At 65.0% G+C, this 16,485-nt stretch carries 15 protein-coding genes; 7 read left to right on the top strand and 8 right to left on the bottom strand.

Features of this window, described 5'->3' with window-relative positions:
- Both ACVWYQ_RS38675 and ACVWYQ_RS38670 read right to left on the bottom strand, forming a co-directional pair.
- On the bottom strand, window positions 1–631 hold a 631-nt coding region (locus ACVWYQ_RS38675), incomplete at its 3' end, for a WD40 repeat domain-containing protein (RefSeq protein WP_456727118.1).
- 74 nt (window positions 632–705) lie between these two features.
- Window positions 706–966 carry a hypothetical protein gene (locus ACVWYQ_RS38670; RefSeq protein WP_128262436.1) on the bottom strand — a complete coding sequence of 87 codons (261 nt, stop codon included), beginning with the start codon at window positions 964–966 and terminating at the stop codon, window positions 706–708.
- 236 nt (window positions 967–1,202) lie between these two features.
- On the opposite strand from ACVWYQ_RS38670, the gene ACVWYQ_RS38665 reads away from it, so the two are divergent.
- Window positions 1,203–1,325, top strand: a complete 123-nt coding sequence (locus ACVWYQ_RS38665) for a hypothetical protein (protein WP_404542063.1) — start codon at window positions 1,203–1,205, stop codon at window positions 1,323–1,325.
- A 319-nt stretch (window positions 1,326–1,644) separates the two neighbouring features.
- Window positions 1,645–2,781 carry a GNAT family N-acetyltransferase gene (locus tag ACVWYQ_RS38660; RefSeq protein WP_404542065.1) on the top strand — a complete coding sequence of 379 codons (1,137 nt, stop codon included), beginning with the start codon at window positions 1,645–1,647 and terminating at the stop codon, window positions 2,779–2,781.
- 19 nt (window positions 2,782–2,800) lie between these two features.
- Here ACVWYQ_RS38660 and ACVWYQ_RS38655 read toward each other — a convergent pair whose 3' ends face one another.
- Window positions 2,801–4,018, bottom strand: a complete 1,218-nt coding sequence (locus tag ACVWYQ_RS38655) for an FAD-dependent oxidoreductase (RefSeq protein WP_456727117.1) — start codon at window positions 4,016–4,018, stop codon at window positions 2,801–2,803.
- 409 nt (window positions 4,019–4,427) lie between these two features.
- On the opposite strand from ACVWYQ_RS38655, the gene ACVWYQ_RS38650 reads away from it, so the two are divergent.
- The 3 genes from ACVWYQ_RS38650 to ACVWYQ_RS38640 all read left to right on the top strand — a co-directional run bounded on the left by ACVWYQ_RS38650 (window position 4,428) and on the right by ACVWYQ_RS38640 (window position 8,721).
- Window positions 4,428–5,774, top strand: coding sequence for an oligosaccharide flippase family protein (locus tag ACVWYQ_RS38650; protein WP_157282648.1), 1,347 nt, complete (start codon window positions 4,428–4,430; stop codon window positions 5,772–5,774).
- Window positions 5,775–5,980: 206 nt separating this feature from the next.
- The gene (locus tag ACVWYQ_RS38645) at window positions 5,981–7,156 is read left to right on the top strand and encodes a glycosyltransferase family 4 protein (protein ID WP_456727116.1); all 1,176 of its coding nucleotides are present in this window, start codon (window positions 5,981–5,983) and stop codon (window positions 7,154–7,156) included.
- Window positions 7,157–7,185: 29 nt separating this feature from the next.
- A complete protein-coding gene (locus ACVWYQ_RS38640; protein ID WP_456727115.1) occupies window positions 7,186–8,721 on the top strand; it encodes a glucosamine inositolphosphorylceramide transferase family protein in 1,536 nt (511 codons plus the stop codon).
- Between the two features lie 131 nt (window positions 8,722–8,852).
- Here ACVWYQ_RS38640 and ACVWYQ_RS38635 read toward each other — a convergent pair whose 3' ends face one another.
- From ACVWYQ_RS38635 to ACVWYQ_RS38615, 5 genes are all read right to left on the bottom strand, one after another.
- On the bottom strand, window positions 8,853–9,800 hold the full coding sequence (locus ACVWYQ_RS38635; protein ID WP_197946720.1) for an ABC transporter substrate-binding protein: 948 nt from the start codon (window positions 9,798–9,800) through the stop codon (window positions 8,853–8,855).
- A 101-nt stretch (window positions 9,801–9,901) separates the two neighbouring features.
- Window positions 9,902–10,942, bottom strand: a complete 1,041-nt coding sequence (locus ACVWYQ_RS38630; protein ID WP_157282642.1) for an ABC transporter permease subunit — start codon at window positions 10,940–10,942, stop codon at window positions 9,902–9,904.
- Window positions 10,935–12,458 carry a sugar ABC transporter ATP-binding protein gene (locus ACVWYQ_RS38625; protein WP_456727114.1) on the bottom strand — a complete coding sequence of 508 codons (1,524 nt, stop codon included), beginning with the start codon at window positions 12,456–12,458 and terminating at the stop codon, window positions 10,935–10,937. Before ACVWYQ_RS38625 ends, ACVWYQ_RS38630 begins: the two co-directional genes overlap by 8 nt.
- A gap of 139 nt (window positions 12,459–12,597) precedes the next feature.
- The gene (xylB, locus tag ACVWYQ_RS38620; RefSeq protein ID WP_456727113.1) at window positions 12,598–14,043 is read right to left on the bottom strand and encodes a xylulokinase; all 1,446 of its coding nucleotides are present in this window, start codon (window positions 14,041–14,043) and stop codon (window positions 12,598–12,600) included.
- A gap of 11 nt (window positions 14,044–14,054) precedes the next feature.
- On the bottom strand, window positions 14,055–14,978 hold the full coding sequence (locus tag ACVWYQ_RS38615) for a LysR family transcriptional regulator (protein ID WP_157282638.1): 924 nt from the start codon (window positions 14,976–14,978) through the stop codon (window positions 14,055–14,057).
- A 107-nt stretch (window positions 14,979–15,085) separates the two neighbouring features.
- Here ACVWYQ_RS38615 and ACVWYQ_RS38610 point away from each other — a divergent pair, with 107 nt between their 5' ends.
- The gene (locus ACVWYQ_RS38610; protein WP_456727112.1) at window positions 15,086–15,409 is read left to right on the top strand and encodes a Dabb family protein; all 324 of its coding nucleotides are present in this window, start codon (window positions 15,086–15,088) and stop codon (window positions 15,407–15,409) included.
- Window positions 15,406–16,485 carry a maleylacetate reductase gene (locus ACVWYQ_RS38605; RefSeq protein ID WP_456727111.1) on the top strand — a complete coding sequence of 360 codons (1,080 nt, stop codon included), beginning with the start codon at window positions 15,406–15,408 and terminating at the stop codon, window positions 16,483–16,485. Before ACVWYQ_RS38610 ends, ACVWYQ_RS38605 begins: the two co-directional genes overlap by 4 nt.

Below are 16,485 nucleotides of genomic sequence, written 5' to 3'. Positions count from 1 at the left end.
CCGTGACGATTTCACCATCCGGCGCGACAGCCACCGCGTTCAGCGGCGCCGGCAAAGTCACGATGTCAGGTTGGCCATCCGGCAGACGCCAGATGCGCAGCGCAAGATCGTAGCCGACACTGACGAGCCTGCCGTCCGGCAGGAAAGCGACACCGTTGACGTTCTGCGTATGCCCTTCGAGCACGCGGGAGGTGCCGTCCGACAGCGACCAGAGCCGCACTGTCCGGTCCCATGACGCCGATGCGAGAAGCGTCCCATCGGACGACACAGCAAGCGCTGCGATCGGTGCGACATGTCCCTCCAGCACCCGGTCCGGCTCCGGCCGGCCCGCCGTCCACACCGCAATGCGCGCATCGGCGCCGGCCGTGATCATGCGGCCGTCTTTGACAAAGGCGACGGCATTGACGCCATCGGCATGATACCGCAGCACTTGCTCTGCCGTATCCGTCCTCAGCGACCAGCGGATGACGGCGGTGTCGAAGCTGCCGGAGACAAGGCTGTCGCCATTGGGCGAGACGGCGAGAGCCCGTATCGGGCCGCCATGTCCGACCATGTCGGCATGCACGGACGATGCGGCAAAGATGGCCCACAGCACTGCGGCCACCTTCGTGCACAGAGCCGATCTGTTCATTCCTGGCCGCCTGCTGACATTCACCCGCTCGAGATTGCCAGAACAGGCAACGGAAATGAATATCCCGGACCGATCTACTTGGCCGGTGCCGTCGTGGTCTTGGACGACCCCTCCGGCGCGGGCTGCATTCCGGGCGGACTCTGGCCCTGGGGGCTTTCGGGCGGCGCACCACCCGAGCCGGTATTGATCGGACCCGTCCAACCTTGCGGCTGGAGCTGGCCCTTGTCCTCGGGAGGCGTTTGCCCCGTCGGCGAGTTGGTTTGCGCCGGCTGGGCCAGGGCGCCCTCGACAATGCAAAGTGCTGCGAAGCACAGGATCGTTCTCGGTAATTTCACGCTAAGCCTCCGATGCGCTCACCAGGCCTGCAGAAAACTTGCAAGACCCGCATCCGTTCCGGATCGTGCAGCGCAGCAGCGCCGAGCTCCGGTCCCTTGGCTCGATGGGCGATGCGTCTTTCCGCCGATCCCGTGTTCAAAAGCCCATAGCGGGCGGATGGCTGATGCGATCGACGAGCTTGCTCGCCGCAGGCCCTGTCGTATAGATGGCGTGGTCCAATCGAGGGAGGCTGAGGATGAAGGCTTTTTTGCTTGGCTGCGTCGCGGCCGTGGTGATCGCGGTTGCCGGGATGGTGATCCTCGATCGCGTGCAGGAGCCCAGCGCGCACGCGTTTGCCACCACCGGGGTGCGCCTCTGAGTAGCCTCACTCGCGCTTGTGCCCGATCGGCCCGAGGATCGGAGCGAAGGGCGCGAGCTCGACCTTGCGAACCATAGCTTTCCTGCAGCCGAGGATCAGAGATCGCTGCCCTGCGCTGTGCGGACAATAGCGCCACCCGAGGCGCTCTCCGCGCGCCATTTCTGCGTCCGGCATTTAAGAATTCGGTAACCATACGCGCATGGTTGAACGCATTGGCGCAAATCGCGCGGCGGCAGTGTCTGACCTGTAACGGCCTTGGTATAAGCGCAGCTACGGTTCGAGCGACGTTCGCGGATGACCCCGGTTTTCTTGATTGCGCATGAATAAGCCCAGCAACACGTTCGACATCGCCATCGAGCCGTCGTTCGACTTTCTGTCTCCGGAATATGCAGAGCTGTTCGATCGTTCGGCTGCCACTGCCTTCCAGCATCCGGTCTGGTTGCATAGCCTCTACACCAGGCTCGCGCCTGGAACGGGTGCAGCGGCTCTGGTCGTCGTGGTGCGCTACCGCGACACCGGCACCCTTGCGATGGTGCTGCCGCTACTTCGGATCCGGCGCGGTCCGATACGAACCGTCGAGTTCGCCGACTTGCGCGTTTCCGACTATCTGGCACCGGTTTGCAGCCCGGCCGTGTTCTCGCAATTGCTCGACGATGCGGCTGCATGCATGCAGATTCGGCGCCTTGTCCACCCCTTCGATCTGCTCAGAATGGCCAAGCTGCCCGACGGACGGCTTCCGATCGAGAACCTGCTGGCCACGTCCCGCCGCGTTTCGATGAACACCAATGCCTACGCCACGGTTCTGGTCGCCCCGTACGAGCAATGGCGGGCCAGCGCGATGGATCGCTCCTACCAGAAGGAGCTCGCCAAGAAATATCGCCAGCTGCAGAAGAAGGGCGCGCTGAGCTTCTCATGCTGCAGCGACAGCGCCGCCGTGCTCGAGACGATGGAGGTGATGAGGAAGTTTCGCGGCCCGCGCTTTCACGCACAGGGCGACGGAGACCTGCTGCAGCGCCCCGAATATTACGGCTTCTATTCCGACGTTGCCCTTCGGGGCCTCGGCTCCTTCGTCCGCCTCTATGCCATGAAGATGAACGGCGAAGTGATCGCCGCCGTGCTCGGATTGTGTCACCGCGGCAGCTTCCTGGTCATCATGAGCGCCTTCGACATCGCCGGCTACAAGAGCCAGTCCATCGGCGCGCTGATGTTCGAACAAGTGGCGCGGGATTGTATCGAGCGCGGAGATCAGATGCTCGACTTCACCATCGGCGACGAGCCATACAAGAAATCGTTCGGCGCCCAGCCTTCACCGATGTGGGAGGTCACGCAGGTCGGCAGCGCCGTAGGCGCAATCGCTCTCTTCGCGCTGAAGCAGGCGCCCTGGCTCAAGCTGGCGGCCAAGCGGCTATCGGATCTGAAGGTTCAGCCCGCGCACACTGCGACGCCCTCGCGCTGACCGGCGAAGGTCGCAGAGTTCAAGCGCGCAGCGCGCCGCGGACACGCCCAAGCCAGCCCGGATGCATCTGATCGACGCGGTGTGCAAGACTGCGCCGCAGGAAGTGCAACCGTCGCCGCACGTCCCAGCCGATATCGTTGCGCGAGGTCAGCGCCTGGCGGAAGCGTGCCATCTTCAGCGACTGCTGATCCGCCGCGATCTTGTCGCGATCGGCATAGAATTGCGAGATCTTCTCCAGGCCCATGCCTGCAGTCATGAGCCATCGCGGCACATATTCGGTGCAGAGACGGTCGACGTCCACGAGCAGGCGGGCGACGCCCGTTCCGGCCGCGGGACAATTGGTCTGGAACGCATCGCCGATGAGCACGATTCCGGGCCGGAGATGCCCCTCGACGACGGTCAGATCCATCACCCAGTTCTGGACGCGATCGGTCACACGGAAATCGCCGAGGTAGCTCCGCAATCCCGGCAGCAGGCGCAAGACTGTCGCCTCCGGCTCGCGGCGCAACTCGCGCATAACAGGATCGGTCGGATCGCGGAACATGAAGAGATTGGCACGCATTCCGGCGTGGACGGGAAACAGGCTGAGATAGTCGATGCCATCGGCGGTGCGTTCGCCGTAACAGGTCAGCGCCTCGAAATCGAACGGGGTGCCATCCTTGCGCGCGATCGTGAAACCGAACGACACCGAATGGCGCTCGGCCAGCACGCGCCGCCTGATGCCGAGCTTGTAGCCCAGGCCTGCTGCCATGCCGGTGGCCAGAACGACGAGGCGCGTCGTCACGCGCCGTCCGGAGGCGAGCTCGAGATGCTGGACATCGCCGCTGCTGCCAATCGCTGTGACCTCGTCGACGATCAGGTTGGAAGGATCCGGAAGCTGGCGACGCGCCATTGCGACGAGATCGGCATAGGCAAATCCGTAAGCCTTGCCGACGCTGACATCGACCACCTTGCCCTCACGGATGTTGAGCACTTGATCATATCGGCACGCGACATCTTCGAGCGCATCGAGAAAGCCGAGCTTGCCGAACAGCTCCAGCTGATGGCCGCCGATCTTCTCGACCCGAAACTCATCCGGATGGACTGCCCGCTTGTCGATCAGAGCGACGCGACGCCCTGCCCGCGCCAGCACGGCCGCCGCAAGCGATCCCGCAAGGCCGCCACCGACGATGGCGACGTCCGAGTCGATGGTTGCGGTCTCGTCCCCGTCGACCGGCTCGGTCACGGTTCTCGTCATGGCTCCGGCTCCCACGGTTAACAGCGTCTGCAGTGCAATTCTCTCGCCTGATGTCGCATCGCAGGGCCGGGTGCGAACATTTCCTGAGATTGAGGTTAATGACCGCAGGTGCCCAGTTCGCCGACTCGCCGCGGCACGCGTCTTGCTGTCCCGAATCCATTCTGCACGCGAGCCCCAAATCTCGCCTTCTCAGTCGTCGATGCGGCGTTGTGCCGTCCATCGCGCGAGTTGGAACGTGCAGATGTTGGACAATGGAGACAGCGATGTTCCAGAACGAAGCAACCCGTATCACCGCGATCGCCGAAATCCTCCAACTCGTCCATTAACACTCGCGATTGCTCGACATGCTAGGTTCTCGCCGGTATCGGAACATGTCTTGTCAGGGGAGCGCGGCTCCCTTAACCCTTCCATGATCGCATCCATTCTCCAGTTCATGCGGCGCGACGTCACGCGCGGCGTCGCCGGGACCATCCTGCTCAAGGTCGGCAGCGGCGTGCTCGCGTTCGCGTTGTTCTCGCTGGCGGCGCGGACGATGTCGCCTGACGGCTTCGGCATCTTTGCGACCTGGCTGTCGGTCGCGCAGATCGCAGCCGTCGTGGGACTGGTCGGCCAGGAATCCCTGCTGGTGCGATTCCTGAACGAATACCAGGTCGGCGAAAGGCCGGACCTTACCAAGGGCGTGCTGCAATCGAGCTTGAAGATCGCCTCGGTCGCAATGCTGATCGTGATCGGCGGGATCGCGATCGTCGCGAGCATGAGAGGCGACTGGTGGCTGCTGATCCTTGCGGTGTCGGCCTACACGGCCGTCAATGCCGGATTGATGCTCGGCAGCCAGGTCGCGCGCTCGCTGGTCAGCATTCTCATGGGCGAAGGAAACCGCGAGTTCCTTTGGCGGGCCCTCGTCGTCGCGTTCCTGCTCGTCATGCTGCTCGCCCATCGCCAACTCGATCCGGCCGAGCTGTTCGCGGCGATGACGGTCGCCATGTCGGTTGGCCTTGTTGCGCAGATCGTATCCGTCGCGCGCGTGCTGCCGGATCTGCGCAGTACGCCGGCGCGCTCGGAGACGTCACGCTGGCGCTCGAGTGCCCTGCACTTCTGGCTCGCATCGATCCTCGAAGTCGCCAATCAGTATCTCGACGTCATTCTGGTCTACTGGATGCTGGATCCGACGACCGCGGGAATCTACTTTGCCGCCTCGCGCCTCGCCAACATTTTCGCCATGGTGTCCGCGGCGCTTTACACGTTCGGTGCGCGCCGGCTCCCGTCGCTGTATTTCAGCAAGAACCACGGGGAGTTCGAGCGGACCTCGCGCTTGATGGCGGAAGTGACTGGGCTCTGCGTCGTCGCCGGTCTCGCCACGATCTGGATCGGCGGCCCCTATCTCCTCAACCTGTTCGGACCTCATTTCGCCGAACAGCATTCGGTCCTGATCGTGCTCGCAATCGGAACCGCCATCCAGGCGGCGGGTGGCCCGTCTGCTGCGATCCTGCAGCTGACCGGTCATGAACGAATCTATGTGCCGGTGGTCGCTGCCAACGTCGGGCTGCGGCTCGTCGGATTTCTCGTCCTGGTCCCCTTCCTCGGCGTGCTTGGCGCGGCGATCTCGACGACCGTGTCGCTCGCGCTCGCGACCATCGCCCTGAACGTCCTCTGCCGCCGGCGCAGCGGGGTGGATCCTTCCGTTCTGGTGCTCTTGCGCTTCCCAGCATCGAGGCGCGGCAATTACGCCGTTCGCAGCGCGGACTCGCGTGACTAGGTGTCAGCACGCGCCGCCGGGGTGAACGCGCAGGACCGATTGGTTAACGCGCCAGCCGGGAACCAGCGGAAATGCTGCGCGAACCACGGCGTCGCAATGAGGTCGCATTAACTCCGTTTGTTGCTAGCCGGTGTCCGCGGGATGCCCGCATGATAGGTACGGAGTTAAGAAGGTGAAGATTTCGTTGCTTTAGCGGGTCGGGATCCGTGCTCCATTATCAGCCGAACAAGGACTTGGGCGAGACGAGCGCGACGGCACCTGCGCGGCCGAACGGCAATGGGCGAAAACTCCACGTGCTTCTTGCGCAAACCCAGGCCGAGAACGCCGGTGCACAGGAGATCTCCCGGCTGCTCGGCGCCGGGCTGACCGCGCGCGGTTACCGGGTCACCAACCTGTTCTTCTTCCGCAAATCGGACTCCTTTGACGAGCCGCCGGCGACGCTCTACTGCGCGCCGAGCCGGCCGGGCAATCCGCTGGCGCTGCTGCGGATGCTGTGGACGCTCGGCCGCCACATCAGAACCACCAGGCCCGACGCCGTCTTGACCTTCCAGCATTTCGGCAACGTCATCGGCGCCGGCGTTACGCGCCTCGTCAGCCGTGCACCCGTCGTCGCCAATCAGGTTTCATCCGCGCTGGCGATGAGCTGGCCGGTCCGCACCGCCGACATCGCCATGGGCAGCCTCGGCTTCTTCGACTGCATCACGCTCAATTCGCAGGACATGGAGCGCGAATATTCGCGCTACCCCGCCGCCTACCGGTCGCGCATGGTGCATGTGCCGCACGGCTTCGACGACAAGGCGCTCACCCTGTCGAAAGAGGCGGCACGAGGTCAATTCAACCTGCCGCCGGACCGCGTCCTGCTCGGCTGCGCGGCACGGCTGCATCCGCACAAGCGGCTCGATCTGGCGATAGGCCTGCTGCCGGATCAACCGTCCTGGCATCTTGCGCTGGCGGGCCAAGGAGCCGATGAGGCCCGGCTGAGGCAGCTCGCGAACGACTTGAACGTCTCGGACCGCCTGCATTTGCTTGGAGAGATCCCTCCCGGCCGGATGGCGGATTTTCTCGCTTGCCTCGACGTGTTCGTCTTTCCGACCCAGGCCGAAACCTTCGGTCTGGCCGCGGTCGAGGCCGCCAACGCCGGTGTTCCCTCCGTCGTGACCGATCTTCCCGTCCTGCGCGAAGTGTTGTCCTACGAAGGCAGACCGACGGCACTCTTCGTCGATGCCTCCGATCATGCGAAGCTCTCCGCGGCGGTCTCCAGGCTGGTAACCGACGAGCAATTACGTGACGAGCTGCGACAAAACGCCAAAGGCCTGCGGCTGCGCTATTCGGTAGATGCCATGGTCGAGGAATACGTCCGAATTCTCGACCGGGTCGTTTGACCTGATAGGTCGGAACAGATTGGCTCGACATGATCATCGAGTTTCGCTGTGAACGTGACTACGCGCGGCGCTGGATGGACCGCAGGACGCTGTCGGTCGACGGCCGGGACGTGCCGGTGCAAGTTGCATGGACGGCAACGGCGGAGCCGCGGCCGGCAGGTCTCGATGCGCTGTTCGAGCTCGAACGCATCGTGTTGCACAAGGGCAAGCACAGCGGCGCCGACAGGCTGACGATCAGCTCCGAACCAGCACGGGCTAGCATCGGCACCGCCGACGTAATCGTCGATTTCACGAATGCCCCGCGCGATCCGGCGAGCCCGGCCCGGCTGTATCTGCGGCCGCTGTTCAACGGCGTCGCAGGCGAAAATGCCGCGCTCGCCGCCATCCTCGCTGGCGATCTGCCCGTGATCGAGATCGTCAACGAGATCGACGGTTCGGTCCTCGACCGCGGCCATCCGTCCGGTGAGATTGCTGCGGGCCTCAGTGGTGCGCTCGAAACGGTCATAGCGCGGACCCTGACCATGCTGGCGGCGATCCTGTCGGGAAGGCCTCGCATCGTGCCGCACCTGCCGCGCCCCGCTTCAACTGTCCCGCGCCGCGGACCCGTTGGCTACGTGGCGCGCGGCCTTGCCGTATCGATCGCCAAGGAGATCTATCGCCTCTGCTGCTATGCCCCGCATTGGCATGTCGGATGGCGCTTCAACGACGGCCCGGGCGTCTGGCAGACCGGAGACCTGTCAGGTCCAAGCTGGAACGTTCTGGGAGATCCTGGAAACCACTTCTACGCCGATCCCTTTCCCGTCACGTGGCAGGGACGGACCTTCGCCTTCTTCGAGGATCTCGATCACCGTGTCGGAAAAGGTATCATTTCCGCGATCGGGTTCAACGACGCGGGGCCGATCGGCGAGGTGATGCCGGTGCTGGAGGAGCCCTGTCACCTCTCCTATCCGTTCCTGATCGAGGACGATGGCGAGCTGTGGATGATCCCGGAGAGCTCGACCCGCGGGGACGTCGCCCTCTACAACTGCACTCGGTTTCCGGACAAATGGGAGCGATACGCAACGCTCCTTTCTGGCCTCGAGCTGGCCGACGTCACGATCACGCGCCACAACGGCCTGTATTATCTGTTTGGCGCCTGGCGCGACGGAGCCGGCGGCTATTCGGATTCGCTGGCGATCTATTACGCCGATCGCCTCCTGGGGCCCTGGTTGCCCCACGCCAGCAATCCAGTCTTGATCGACCGCGCCAGCACGCGGCCGGCAGGAAACTTCGTCACGCTCAATGACAGACTGTGGCGGCCGGTCCAGGATTGCACCGACGGATACGGCGCAGCGCTTGCCCTGGCGGAAGTGGTCGAGCTGTCGCCGACGGCATTCAAGCAGGTCGTCCGCCACACTCTGAAACCCGGACCGGCATGGCCGGGCAGGAAGCTGCATACTTTGAACCGCTGCGGACGGCTCGAGCTCGTCGACGGATCGCGCGTCCAGCCCAAGACCAGTCTCTTCGCGAGCGCAAGTCCGTCGGGCGTATCACCTGCGCGAACCAATCCCTCCACCGCGCGCTAAGGGCGATGCAACTGGGATGAACGTCAGCGCGCTTTAGCAATCAGCACGGGACCCGCGCGGGGCGGCGGCGCTCGAACCGCCGCCCCGTCAGATCTCCTGCTTTTTGAGGCGCCCCAGCAACGGGCGATGCCTTACTGTGAGCGATCCGAGGTCCAGCCCTTGTACTCGGCGACGTTGTCCCTGGTCACGAGCTTGGACGGCAGCAGCTCGACGGTCGAAGCCGGCTTCTGGCCGTTGAGAATGCCGACGCCGACCTGCACGGCGCGCCGCGCCATGAAGAACGGATCCTGCGACGCGGACGCCTGAATCTGCGGCGACTGCGGATCTTTCAGCGCGGCCTCGATATCGGGCGCGCCGTCGACGGCGGTGATGATCATGCCGGTTCGGTTCTGCTGGCGCGCCGCAAGGTCGGTGCCGATCGCCTGCGGATCGTTGATGGCGAAGATGGCGTCGATCTTGGGGAAGCGGGTCAGATAACCCTGCGCGACGGTGAGGCCGCCCTCGCGCGAGCCCTTGCCGTCCTGGTCGCTGGACAACACCTTGATGCCGGGATTCTTCGCGAACACGTTCTTGCAGCCGACCACACGGTCGATCACGGCGGAGACCTGCGGCCCGTTCTCGATGATGACGTCGCCCTTGCCGCCCAATTTGTCGACGATGTACTGGCAGGAGATCTCGCCGGCCTGCACGTTGTTCGTGGTCACGGTGGCATCGGCGCCCTCGGCGGCAGTGTCAACTGCGACGACGACGATGCCTGCAGCTTGGGCCTTCTTGATGGCCGGCCCGATCGCCTTGGGGTCGCCGGGATTGAGCAGGATCAGGTCGACGCCGGCGGCGATGAAATTGTCGATCTGGGTGACCTGCTTGCCGAGGTCGTATTCGAAGCCGACGGTCGTGATCTTCACGTTGGGATTGGTCTTCTTGGCCTCGAACTCGGCGCCCTTCGACAGCGCGACGAAGAACGGGTTGCCCATCGATCCCAGCGAGACGCCGATCGACTTGAGCTCCTTGGCGAAGGATGGTGCGGTGGTCAGGGCAAGCGCCATGGCGGCGCCGGCGAGCATGATCGTCTTCAACATGGACTTCCTCCCTGGTCTGTCTTCGTCCCCGGCGCGGCAGACCAGTTGCCGCATCGGAATCTCGTCTCAAGCCATGCGCACGCCGCTGCGCGCCAGGCCTCTCACGTTCTCGCGGAGCCTTGCAGCCGGTAGCGGTCCAGCGCCACGGCACCGATGATCACCAGGCCCTTGATCACATATTGCCAGATGTCGGAGACACCGATCAGGATGAGCCCGTTCGAGAGCACGGCGATGATGAGCGCACCCACCAGCGTGCCCCAGATCGAGCCGATGCCGCCGACGAACGAGGTGCCGCCGAGGATCACCGCAGTAATCGCGTCGAGCTCATAGGACTGACCGAGCTGGAGGCCGTTGGCCGCATAGAGCCGCGCCGCCTGCATGGCACCGCCGAGCCCGGCGAAAAGTCCGGAGATGCCGTAGACGAAGATCAGGACGGCCCAGACCTTGATGCCGGCCAGCCGTGCTGCGCTCTCGTTTCCGCCCACGGCATAGATATGCACGCCGAGCACGGTTCGGCGCAGCACCAGCCAAGAGACGAGAATGACGAGCAATGCGATCACCGAGAGCCACGGGATCGACGCGACACCGGGAATGAGCGTCAGCGAGCCGTTGCCGATGAAGGCATAGGGAATGGAGGGATTGAACACGGTGGTGTCGGCCCCGAGCAGCCGCGCCAAGCCGCGCACCGCGGTGAGCGAGCCGAGCGTGACGATGAAGGGCGGCAGGCGAAGCAGCGCAATCAGCGCGCCGTTGACGATGCCAAAGACGAGGCCGGTGAGCAGTGCCGCCGGCAGCCACAGCATCCCGAGCTCCGGCATCTTGGAGAGCGTCAAACCCGCCATCGCGGAGGCGGCCAGGATCGAGCCGACCGACAGGTCGATGCCGCCGGTGAGGATGACGAAGGTCATGCCGGCGGCGAGCACGGTGTTCACAGCAGCCTGCTGCAATACGATGCCGAGATTTTGTCCGGTGAAGAAGCGGCCTTCCGACAGCACGTTGAATCCGATGCAGAGGATCAGCAGCACCGGCAACATGCCGAGCGCGCTGATCAGCATCCTCATCCGCTGGCGTCTTGTTTCCGCAGCAGCGCCGTTGGTCGTCGTCGATGCCGGCTTTGCCTCCACAGCACCATTGTCAGGCATCGAGATGCTCCATCCCCGTGGCAAGCCCCATGATGTCTTCCTGCGCCAGCGGCGAATGCGGACCGCGGCTGACCTCGCCGGCAATGTGCCCGGCACGCATCACGATGACGCGGTCGCAGATGCCGATGATCTCGGGCAGATCGGACGAGATGACGAGGATCGCGGTGCCGGCCTTGGCGAGGTTGTCGATGATCGAATAGATTTCCGACTTGGCACCGACATCGACGCCGCGCGTCGGCTCGTCGAGAATCAGGACCTTCGGCGCGATGGCGAGCAGCCGCGACAGCAGCACCTTCTGCTGGTTGCCGCCTGACAGGCCGCCGGCGGGAACGCCGGCATTGGCGGCGCGGATGCTGAGGCCTGCAAAGGCGCGGTCGGCGCGCTCGCGTGCCTTGTCGCGGTCCAGAAACCAGCCAAGCTTCGCATCGCGGCCGAGCACGGCCAAGTTGATGTTGTCCAGGCACGACATGTCGAGAAACAGGCCGAGCGCCTTCCTGTCTTCCGTCAGATAGGCGATGCCGGCCTCGAGCGCCTCGCCCGGCGTGCGGATCTCGACCGGACGTCCCTCCAGCTCGAGCCGGCCGGAGGTTTTCGGCGACGCACCGATGATGAGATGCGCAAGCTCGGTGCGACCGGCGCCGATCAGGCCGGCAAGGCCGACTACCTCGCCCGCATGCACGGTGAGCGAGCAGCCCTTGACGCGCCCGCCATCGGCCATGTCGATCGCCGCGAGCACGGGATGCCCCCGCCCCGCCTCCGGATCATGGTCCTTCTTGTAGAACGAGGAGACGTCGCGGCCGACCATCAGCCGAACGATTGTGTCGGCGCGGATCTCGGGCTTGTCGAGCGAACCCACCAGGCGGCCGTCGCGTAGCACGGTGACGCGATCGCCGAGCGCATAGACCTCGTCCATGCGATGCGAGATGTAGATGATGGCAAGCCCTTCAGCGCGAAGCTGGCGGATCAGCGCGAACAGCCGCTCGCTTTCGGCGGCCGACAGCGAGGTCGTCGGCTCGTCCATGATGAGGATTTTCGATCTGACGTGCAGCGCACGGGCGATCTCGACCAGCTGCCGCTGCCCCATGGACAGATGCGCCACCAGCGTCGAGGGCAGGAAGTCCGCGCCCAGGCGCTTCAGGATCGGGCGGACGCCCTCGCGCATGGCGCCGCGCGCCAGCAAGCCCGATTGCGATATCTCCCGTCCCAGATAGATGTTCTCGGCAACGCTGAGATTGGGAGCGAGCGACAGTTCCTGGTAGATGATGGAGATACCCGCCGCGCGGCCGCCGAGCGGACCTTCGATCCGCACCGTCCTGCCCTCGATGCGGATCTCGCCGCCCGGATCAGGCCGGTAGGCGCCGGACAGGATCTTCATCAGCGTCGACTTGCCGGCGCCGTTCTCACCCATCAGGGCGTGAATTTCGCCGGGATAGACGGTGAGATCGACGGCCCGCAGCGCCTTGATGCCGAAGAAGGTCTTCGACACCCCGCGCATCTCGAGGATCGGATCGTTCATCGTGCCTCCCGGCGCACAATGCGTTTCCCCACCCGCGTCTCGTTTCTCGGCAACGCGGTTTGGTCATTAAACAAAAGCGGGTGACGCAGGGCAATACCGAAGGCGCGTATACCGAAGTATGCAAACCAGATTGGGCCAGCTAGTGGCGCGGCCGATACAGTTCACGCCAGGCGGGAAGCCGCTCGGCGTAGGCATCAACCAGTGCAACGTCGGGCTCGAATGCTTCGATGCGTTGTGGACGTGTGCACACCGCTTCGATTGCCTCACCGCTGACAGCAAGCCGCCCCAATCTCGCCGCACCGAACGCAGCGCCGGTTTCACCTCCAGCAAAGCGATGGATCGGAATGTTCAGCACGTTCGCCAGCACCGAGAGCCAGAAGGCAGAGCGTGAACCGCCGCCAATCACGTCGGCTTCCGCAATCCAGGTGCCGGCATCCGCGAGCGCATCGCGGCAATCGGCAAGCGCGAAGGCAACGCCTTCGAGCACAGCCTGCACGATCGCCGCGCGATCGGTGCCATGGCTCAGGCCATCCAGCATGCCGCGCACGACGGGGTCGTCGTGCGGCGTCCGCTCGCCGGCGAGATAAGGCAGGAAGCTCACCGGCGACGGCGCCTGCGGTCGTGCTCCAAGCGGCGCCAGCAGCTCGGCCTCGGTGGCGACGAACAGGCGCGCGAGCCAGGCGAGGCAGGAAGCGGCCGAGAGGATCGCGCCGGCCTGAATCCACATGCCCGGAATGGCGTGGCAGAACGTGTGCACGACGCGGTCGGGATTGGCGGCGATCCGGTCAGTCGGGGCCATGAGGGCACCCGAGGTTCCCAGCGACACGAAGGAGGCCCCCGGCCGGATTGCGCCGATGCCGACGGCGCCCGCGGGATTGTCGCCGGCCCCACCCGCGATCACCGGCCGCCTGACCATGCCCCAGCGCCGCGCGAGCTCGCTGCGCAGCGTGGTTGCGGGCGCGCATCCCTCGACCAGACGCGGCATGTGCTCGCGCGACAAGCCGCTCGCTGCCAGCGCTGCGTCCGACCAGTCGCGGCGCGCGACGTCGAGCCACAGGGATCCCGAGGCATCCGAGACGTCCTCGACGGCCTCGCCCGACAGCACCAGTCGCAGATAGGCCTTTGGCAGAAGGACGAGTTTCGTCGCCGCGAAGATCTCGGGCTCGTGCGCGGCGATCCAGAGCAGTTTTGGCGCGGTGAAGCCCGGCATCGCCTTGTTGCCCGTCACCTCGCGCAAGGCGGGCCAGCGCTGCTCCAGAACACGACACTCGGCGGCGGAGCGTCCGTCGTTCCAGAGGATGCAGGGACGCAGCGGCCTCAAGCTCGCATCGAGCAGCGTTGCGCCATGCATCTGGCCGGACAGCCCGATGCCCTCGACCGCTGCCAACGCATCGGCGTGCGATGCCTTAAGAGCATCCAGCGTGGCGAAGGTCGCATCGATCCACTGCGCAGGATCCTGCTCGGAATAGCCCGATTGCGGCGAGACGGTCGCGAGCGACCGGCTCTCGCTTGCGATCACGCGCTGGGCATCATCGACGAGAACCGTCTTGACCGCCGACGTGCCGAGATCGATGCCGAGATACATGCTGCTTCCGCTCACTTCGCCGCGTCGATCCAGATCCCCGGCTCCGAATGCTCCCGGATGTAGCTGACGAGGAAGTCGGAGAACACCCTGATCTTCGCGGGCAGCCTGACGCGGTTCTGATAGGCGATGTTCATGGTGAGCAACGGCAGCTGCCAATCCCTCAGGACAGGCACCAGCCGCCCAGCCGCGATATCGCCCTGCACGATATAGAGGGGCTGGATCAGAATGCCGAGCCCCGCGCGCGCCGCGCCACAGATGATCTGGCCGTCATTGCTGTCGAGCGTCGGCGCGATCCGGATCGTCTGTGTCGTGCTGCCCTGGCTCAGCCGCAGCGAATAAGGATCATTGGCGAGGTTGTAGATCAGCATGTTGTGACGGGCGAGATCGGCCGGATGCTCGGGCCGGCCATGCTTCTCGAGGTAGGAGGGAGCGGCCGCGAGCACGCGGTGCATTTGCCCGATGCGGCGAACGACGATGTTTGAATCCGGCTCGTGCTCGCGCGTGCGGATCGCGACGTCGATGCCGGCCTCGATGAAGTCGAGATAGCGATTTGCGCTGATGATCTGCACGCTGAGATCAGGGTAGAGCGCGCGGAAGGCGGGCAGCATCGGCGCGAGGTAGATCATCGCGAAGGACAGCGAGCTTGTCACGCGCAGCATGCCCTTCGGCGACAGCGCGCGGTCGGAAACGGCGTCCTCGGCCTCGGCGAGCTCGTTCAGAAGCGTGCTGCACCGCTGCAGCAGTTCCTGTCCCGCTTCGGTCAGCCATTGCCGGCGCGTGTTGCGCTCGATTAGCCGGACCGCCAGCCGCTCCTCCAGCGCACTGAGATGGCGGCTCGCAGCGGCGTTCGACATCCGCAGGATTTCGGCGGCCTTGGAAAGGCTGCCGAGCTCAGCGGTTTTGGAGAAGACCTCGAGTTGAAGCAGCCGGTCCATTTTTGCGAAACGAGGAAAAGAGACTTACAAATTTTGACCTTTATTTCCGTTTTCTGCAAGGCAAAATGGCGCCAACAAAGCACCGTTGCAGGCGAGGAAATCAGGAAATGTCGGGCCCGATCAGGCACATCGTGATGTGGCGGCTGCGCGGGGAGACGCCCGCGGAGCGCTCGGCCGCCCGGCTCAAGGTCAAGACCCTGTTCGAGGACCTCAAGGGCCGGATCGAGGGCCTCACCCATATCGAAGTCGGCATGGACGTCAGCGCGGTCGATTACGCCTGCGACGTGGTGCTGTTCTCCGAATTCACTGACCAGGCGGCGCTCGCCGCCTATGCCAACCACCCCGAGCATCTGCGTGTGCGCGAGGCGCTGGGCGACTTGCGGATCGGGCGCTTCCAGGTCGATTATCCCATCAAAGAGACCGGCGCATGATCGGTTCGTTCACCTTCGAAAACCTGCCCTGCCGCGTCGTGTTCGGCAGCGGAACGTTGGCGAGCGCCAGGGCCGAAGTCGAGCGGCTTGGCGGCAAGCGCGCGCTGGTGCTGACGACGCCGCAGCAGCAGGCACAAGGCAAGAGCTTGGGAGCCGCGCTCGGCCCGCTCTATGCCGGCATCTTTTCCGGCGCCACCATGCACACGCCGGTAGAGGTCACGGACCGCGCGCTCGCGGCGATGAAGGCATGCGAGGCCGATTGCGTCGTCTCGCTCGGCGGCGGCTCGACCACCGGGCTCGGCAAGGCTTTGGCCTTGCGCACCGGCGTCAACCAGCTCTGCATTCCCACCACCTATGCCGGCTCGGAGATGACGCCGATCGTCGGCCAGACCGAAAACGGGCTGAAGACCACGGTGCGCGATGCGGCCGTGCTGCCGGAGACCGTGATCTACGACGTCGACCTGACGCTGACGCTGCCAGCGAGGCTCGCCGCGACCTCCGGCATCAACGCGATCGCGCATGCGGTCGAGGCGCTGTACGCGCGCGACGCCAACCCTGTCACCTCGCTGATGGCCGAAGAAGGCATCCGCGCGCTGGCGCGCGCTTTGCCCGCCATTGCCGCCAAGAGCGACGATCGCGAGGCCCGCACCGAGGCGCTCTATGGCGCCTGGCTGTGCGGTGTCTGCCTGGGCACTGTCGGCATGGCGCTGCATCACAAGCTCTGCCATACGCTCGGCGGCACCTTCGACCTGCCGCACGCCGAAACCCACACCATCGTGCTGCCGCATGCGCTGGCCTACAACGCGCCGGCCGTGCCCGACGCGATGGCGCGGATCGCGCGCGCGATCGGCGCGACCGACGCATCGCAGGGACTTTTCGATCTTGCGAAGCGACTGGGTGCGAAGGTCGCGCTGCGTGATGTCGGCATGCCCGAGAGCGGCATCGACAAGGCGGCCGATCTCGCCGTCACCAACGCCTATTGGAACCCGCGCCCGCTCGAGCGTGGCGCCATTCGCGACTTGATTGCACGCGCCTTCGCCGGCGAGCCGCCAAGCGCCATCAAAGCAGCGGCGTGA

It is taken from the genome of Bradyrhizobium sp. USDA 3397 (assembly GCF_054060965.1).
Note: the sequence above shows the minus strand (reverse complement) of the source record. Positions and strands in the feature narration are given on the sequence as shown.

Coding starts and splice junctions, on each gene's coding strand:
- ACVWYQ_RS38665 (WP_404542063.1), top strand. CDS start 1,203: ATGAAGGCTTTTTTGCTTGGCTGCGTCGCGGCCGTGGTGATCGCGGTT.
- ACVWYQ_RS38615 (WP_157282638.1), bottom strand. CDS start 14,978: ATGGACCGGCTGCTTCAACTCGAGGTCTTCTCCAAAACCGCTGAGCTC.
- ACVWYQ_RS38635 (WP_197946720.1), bottom strand. CDS start 9,800: ATGTTGAAGACGATCATGCTCGCCGGCGCCGCCATGGCGCTTGCCCTG.
- ACVWYQ_RS38660 (WP_404542065.1), top strand. CDS start 1,645: ATGAATAAGCCCAGCAACACGTTCGACATCGCCATCGAGCCGTCGTTC.
- ACVWYQ_RS38650 (WP_157282648.1), top strand. CDS start 4,428: ATGATCGCATCCATTCTCCAGTTCATGCGGCGCGACGTCACGCGCGGC.
- ACVWYQ_RS38655 (WP_456727117.1), bottom strand. CDS start 4,018: ATGACGAGAACCGTGACCGAGCCGGTCGACGGGGACGAGACCGCAACC.
- ACVWYQ_RS38625 (WP_456727114.1), bottom strand. CDS start 12,458: ATGAACGATCCGATCCTCGAGATGCGCGGGGTGTCGAAGACCTTCTTC.
- ACVWYQ_RS38610 (WP_456727112.1), top strand. CDS start 15,086: ATGTCGGGCCCGATCAGGCACATCGTGATGTGGCGGCTGCGCGGGGAG.
- ACVWYQ_RS38605 (WP_456727111.1), top strand. CDS start 15,406: ATGATCGGTTCGTTCACCTTCGAAAACCTGCCCTGCCGCGTCGTGTTC.
- ACVWYQ_RS38630 (WP_157282642.1), bottom strand. CDS start 10,942: ATGCCTGACAATGGTGCTGTGGAGGCAAAGCCGGCATCGACGACGACC.
- ACVWYQ_RS38640 (WP_456727115.1), top strand. CDS start 7,186: ATGATCATCGAGTTTCGCTGTGAACGTGACTACGCGCGGCGCTGGATG.
- xylB (WP_456727113.1), bottom strand. CDS start 14,043: ATGTATCTCGGCATCGATCTCGGCACGTCGGCGGTCAAGACGGTTCTC.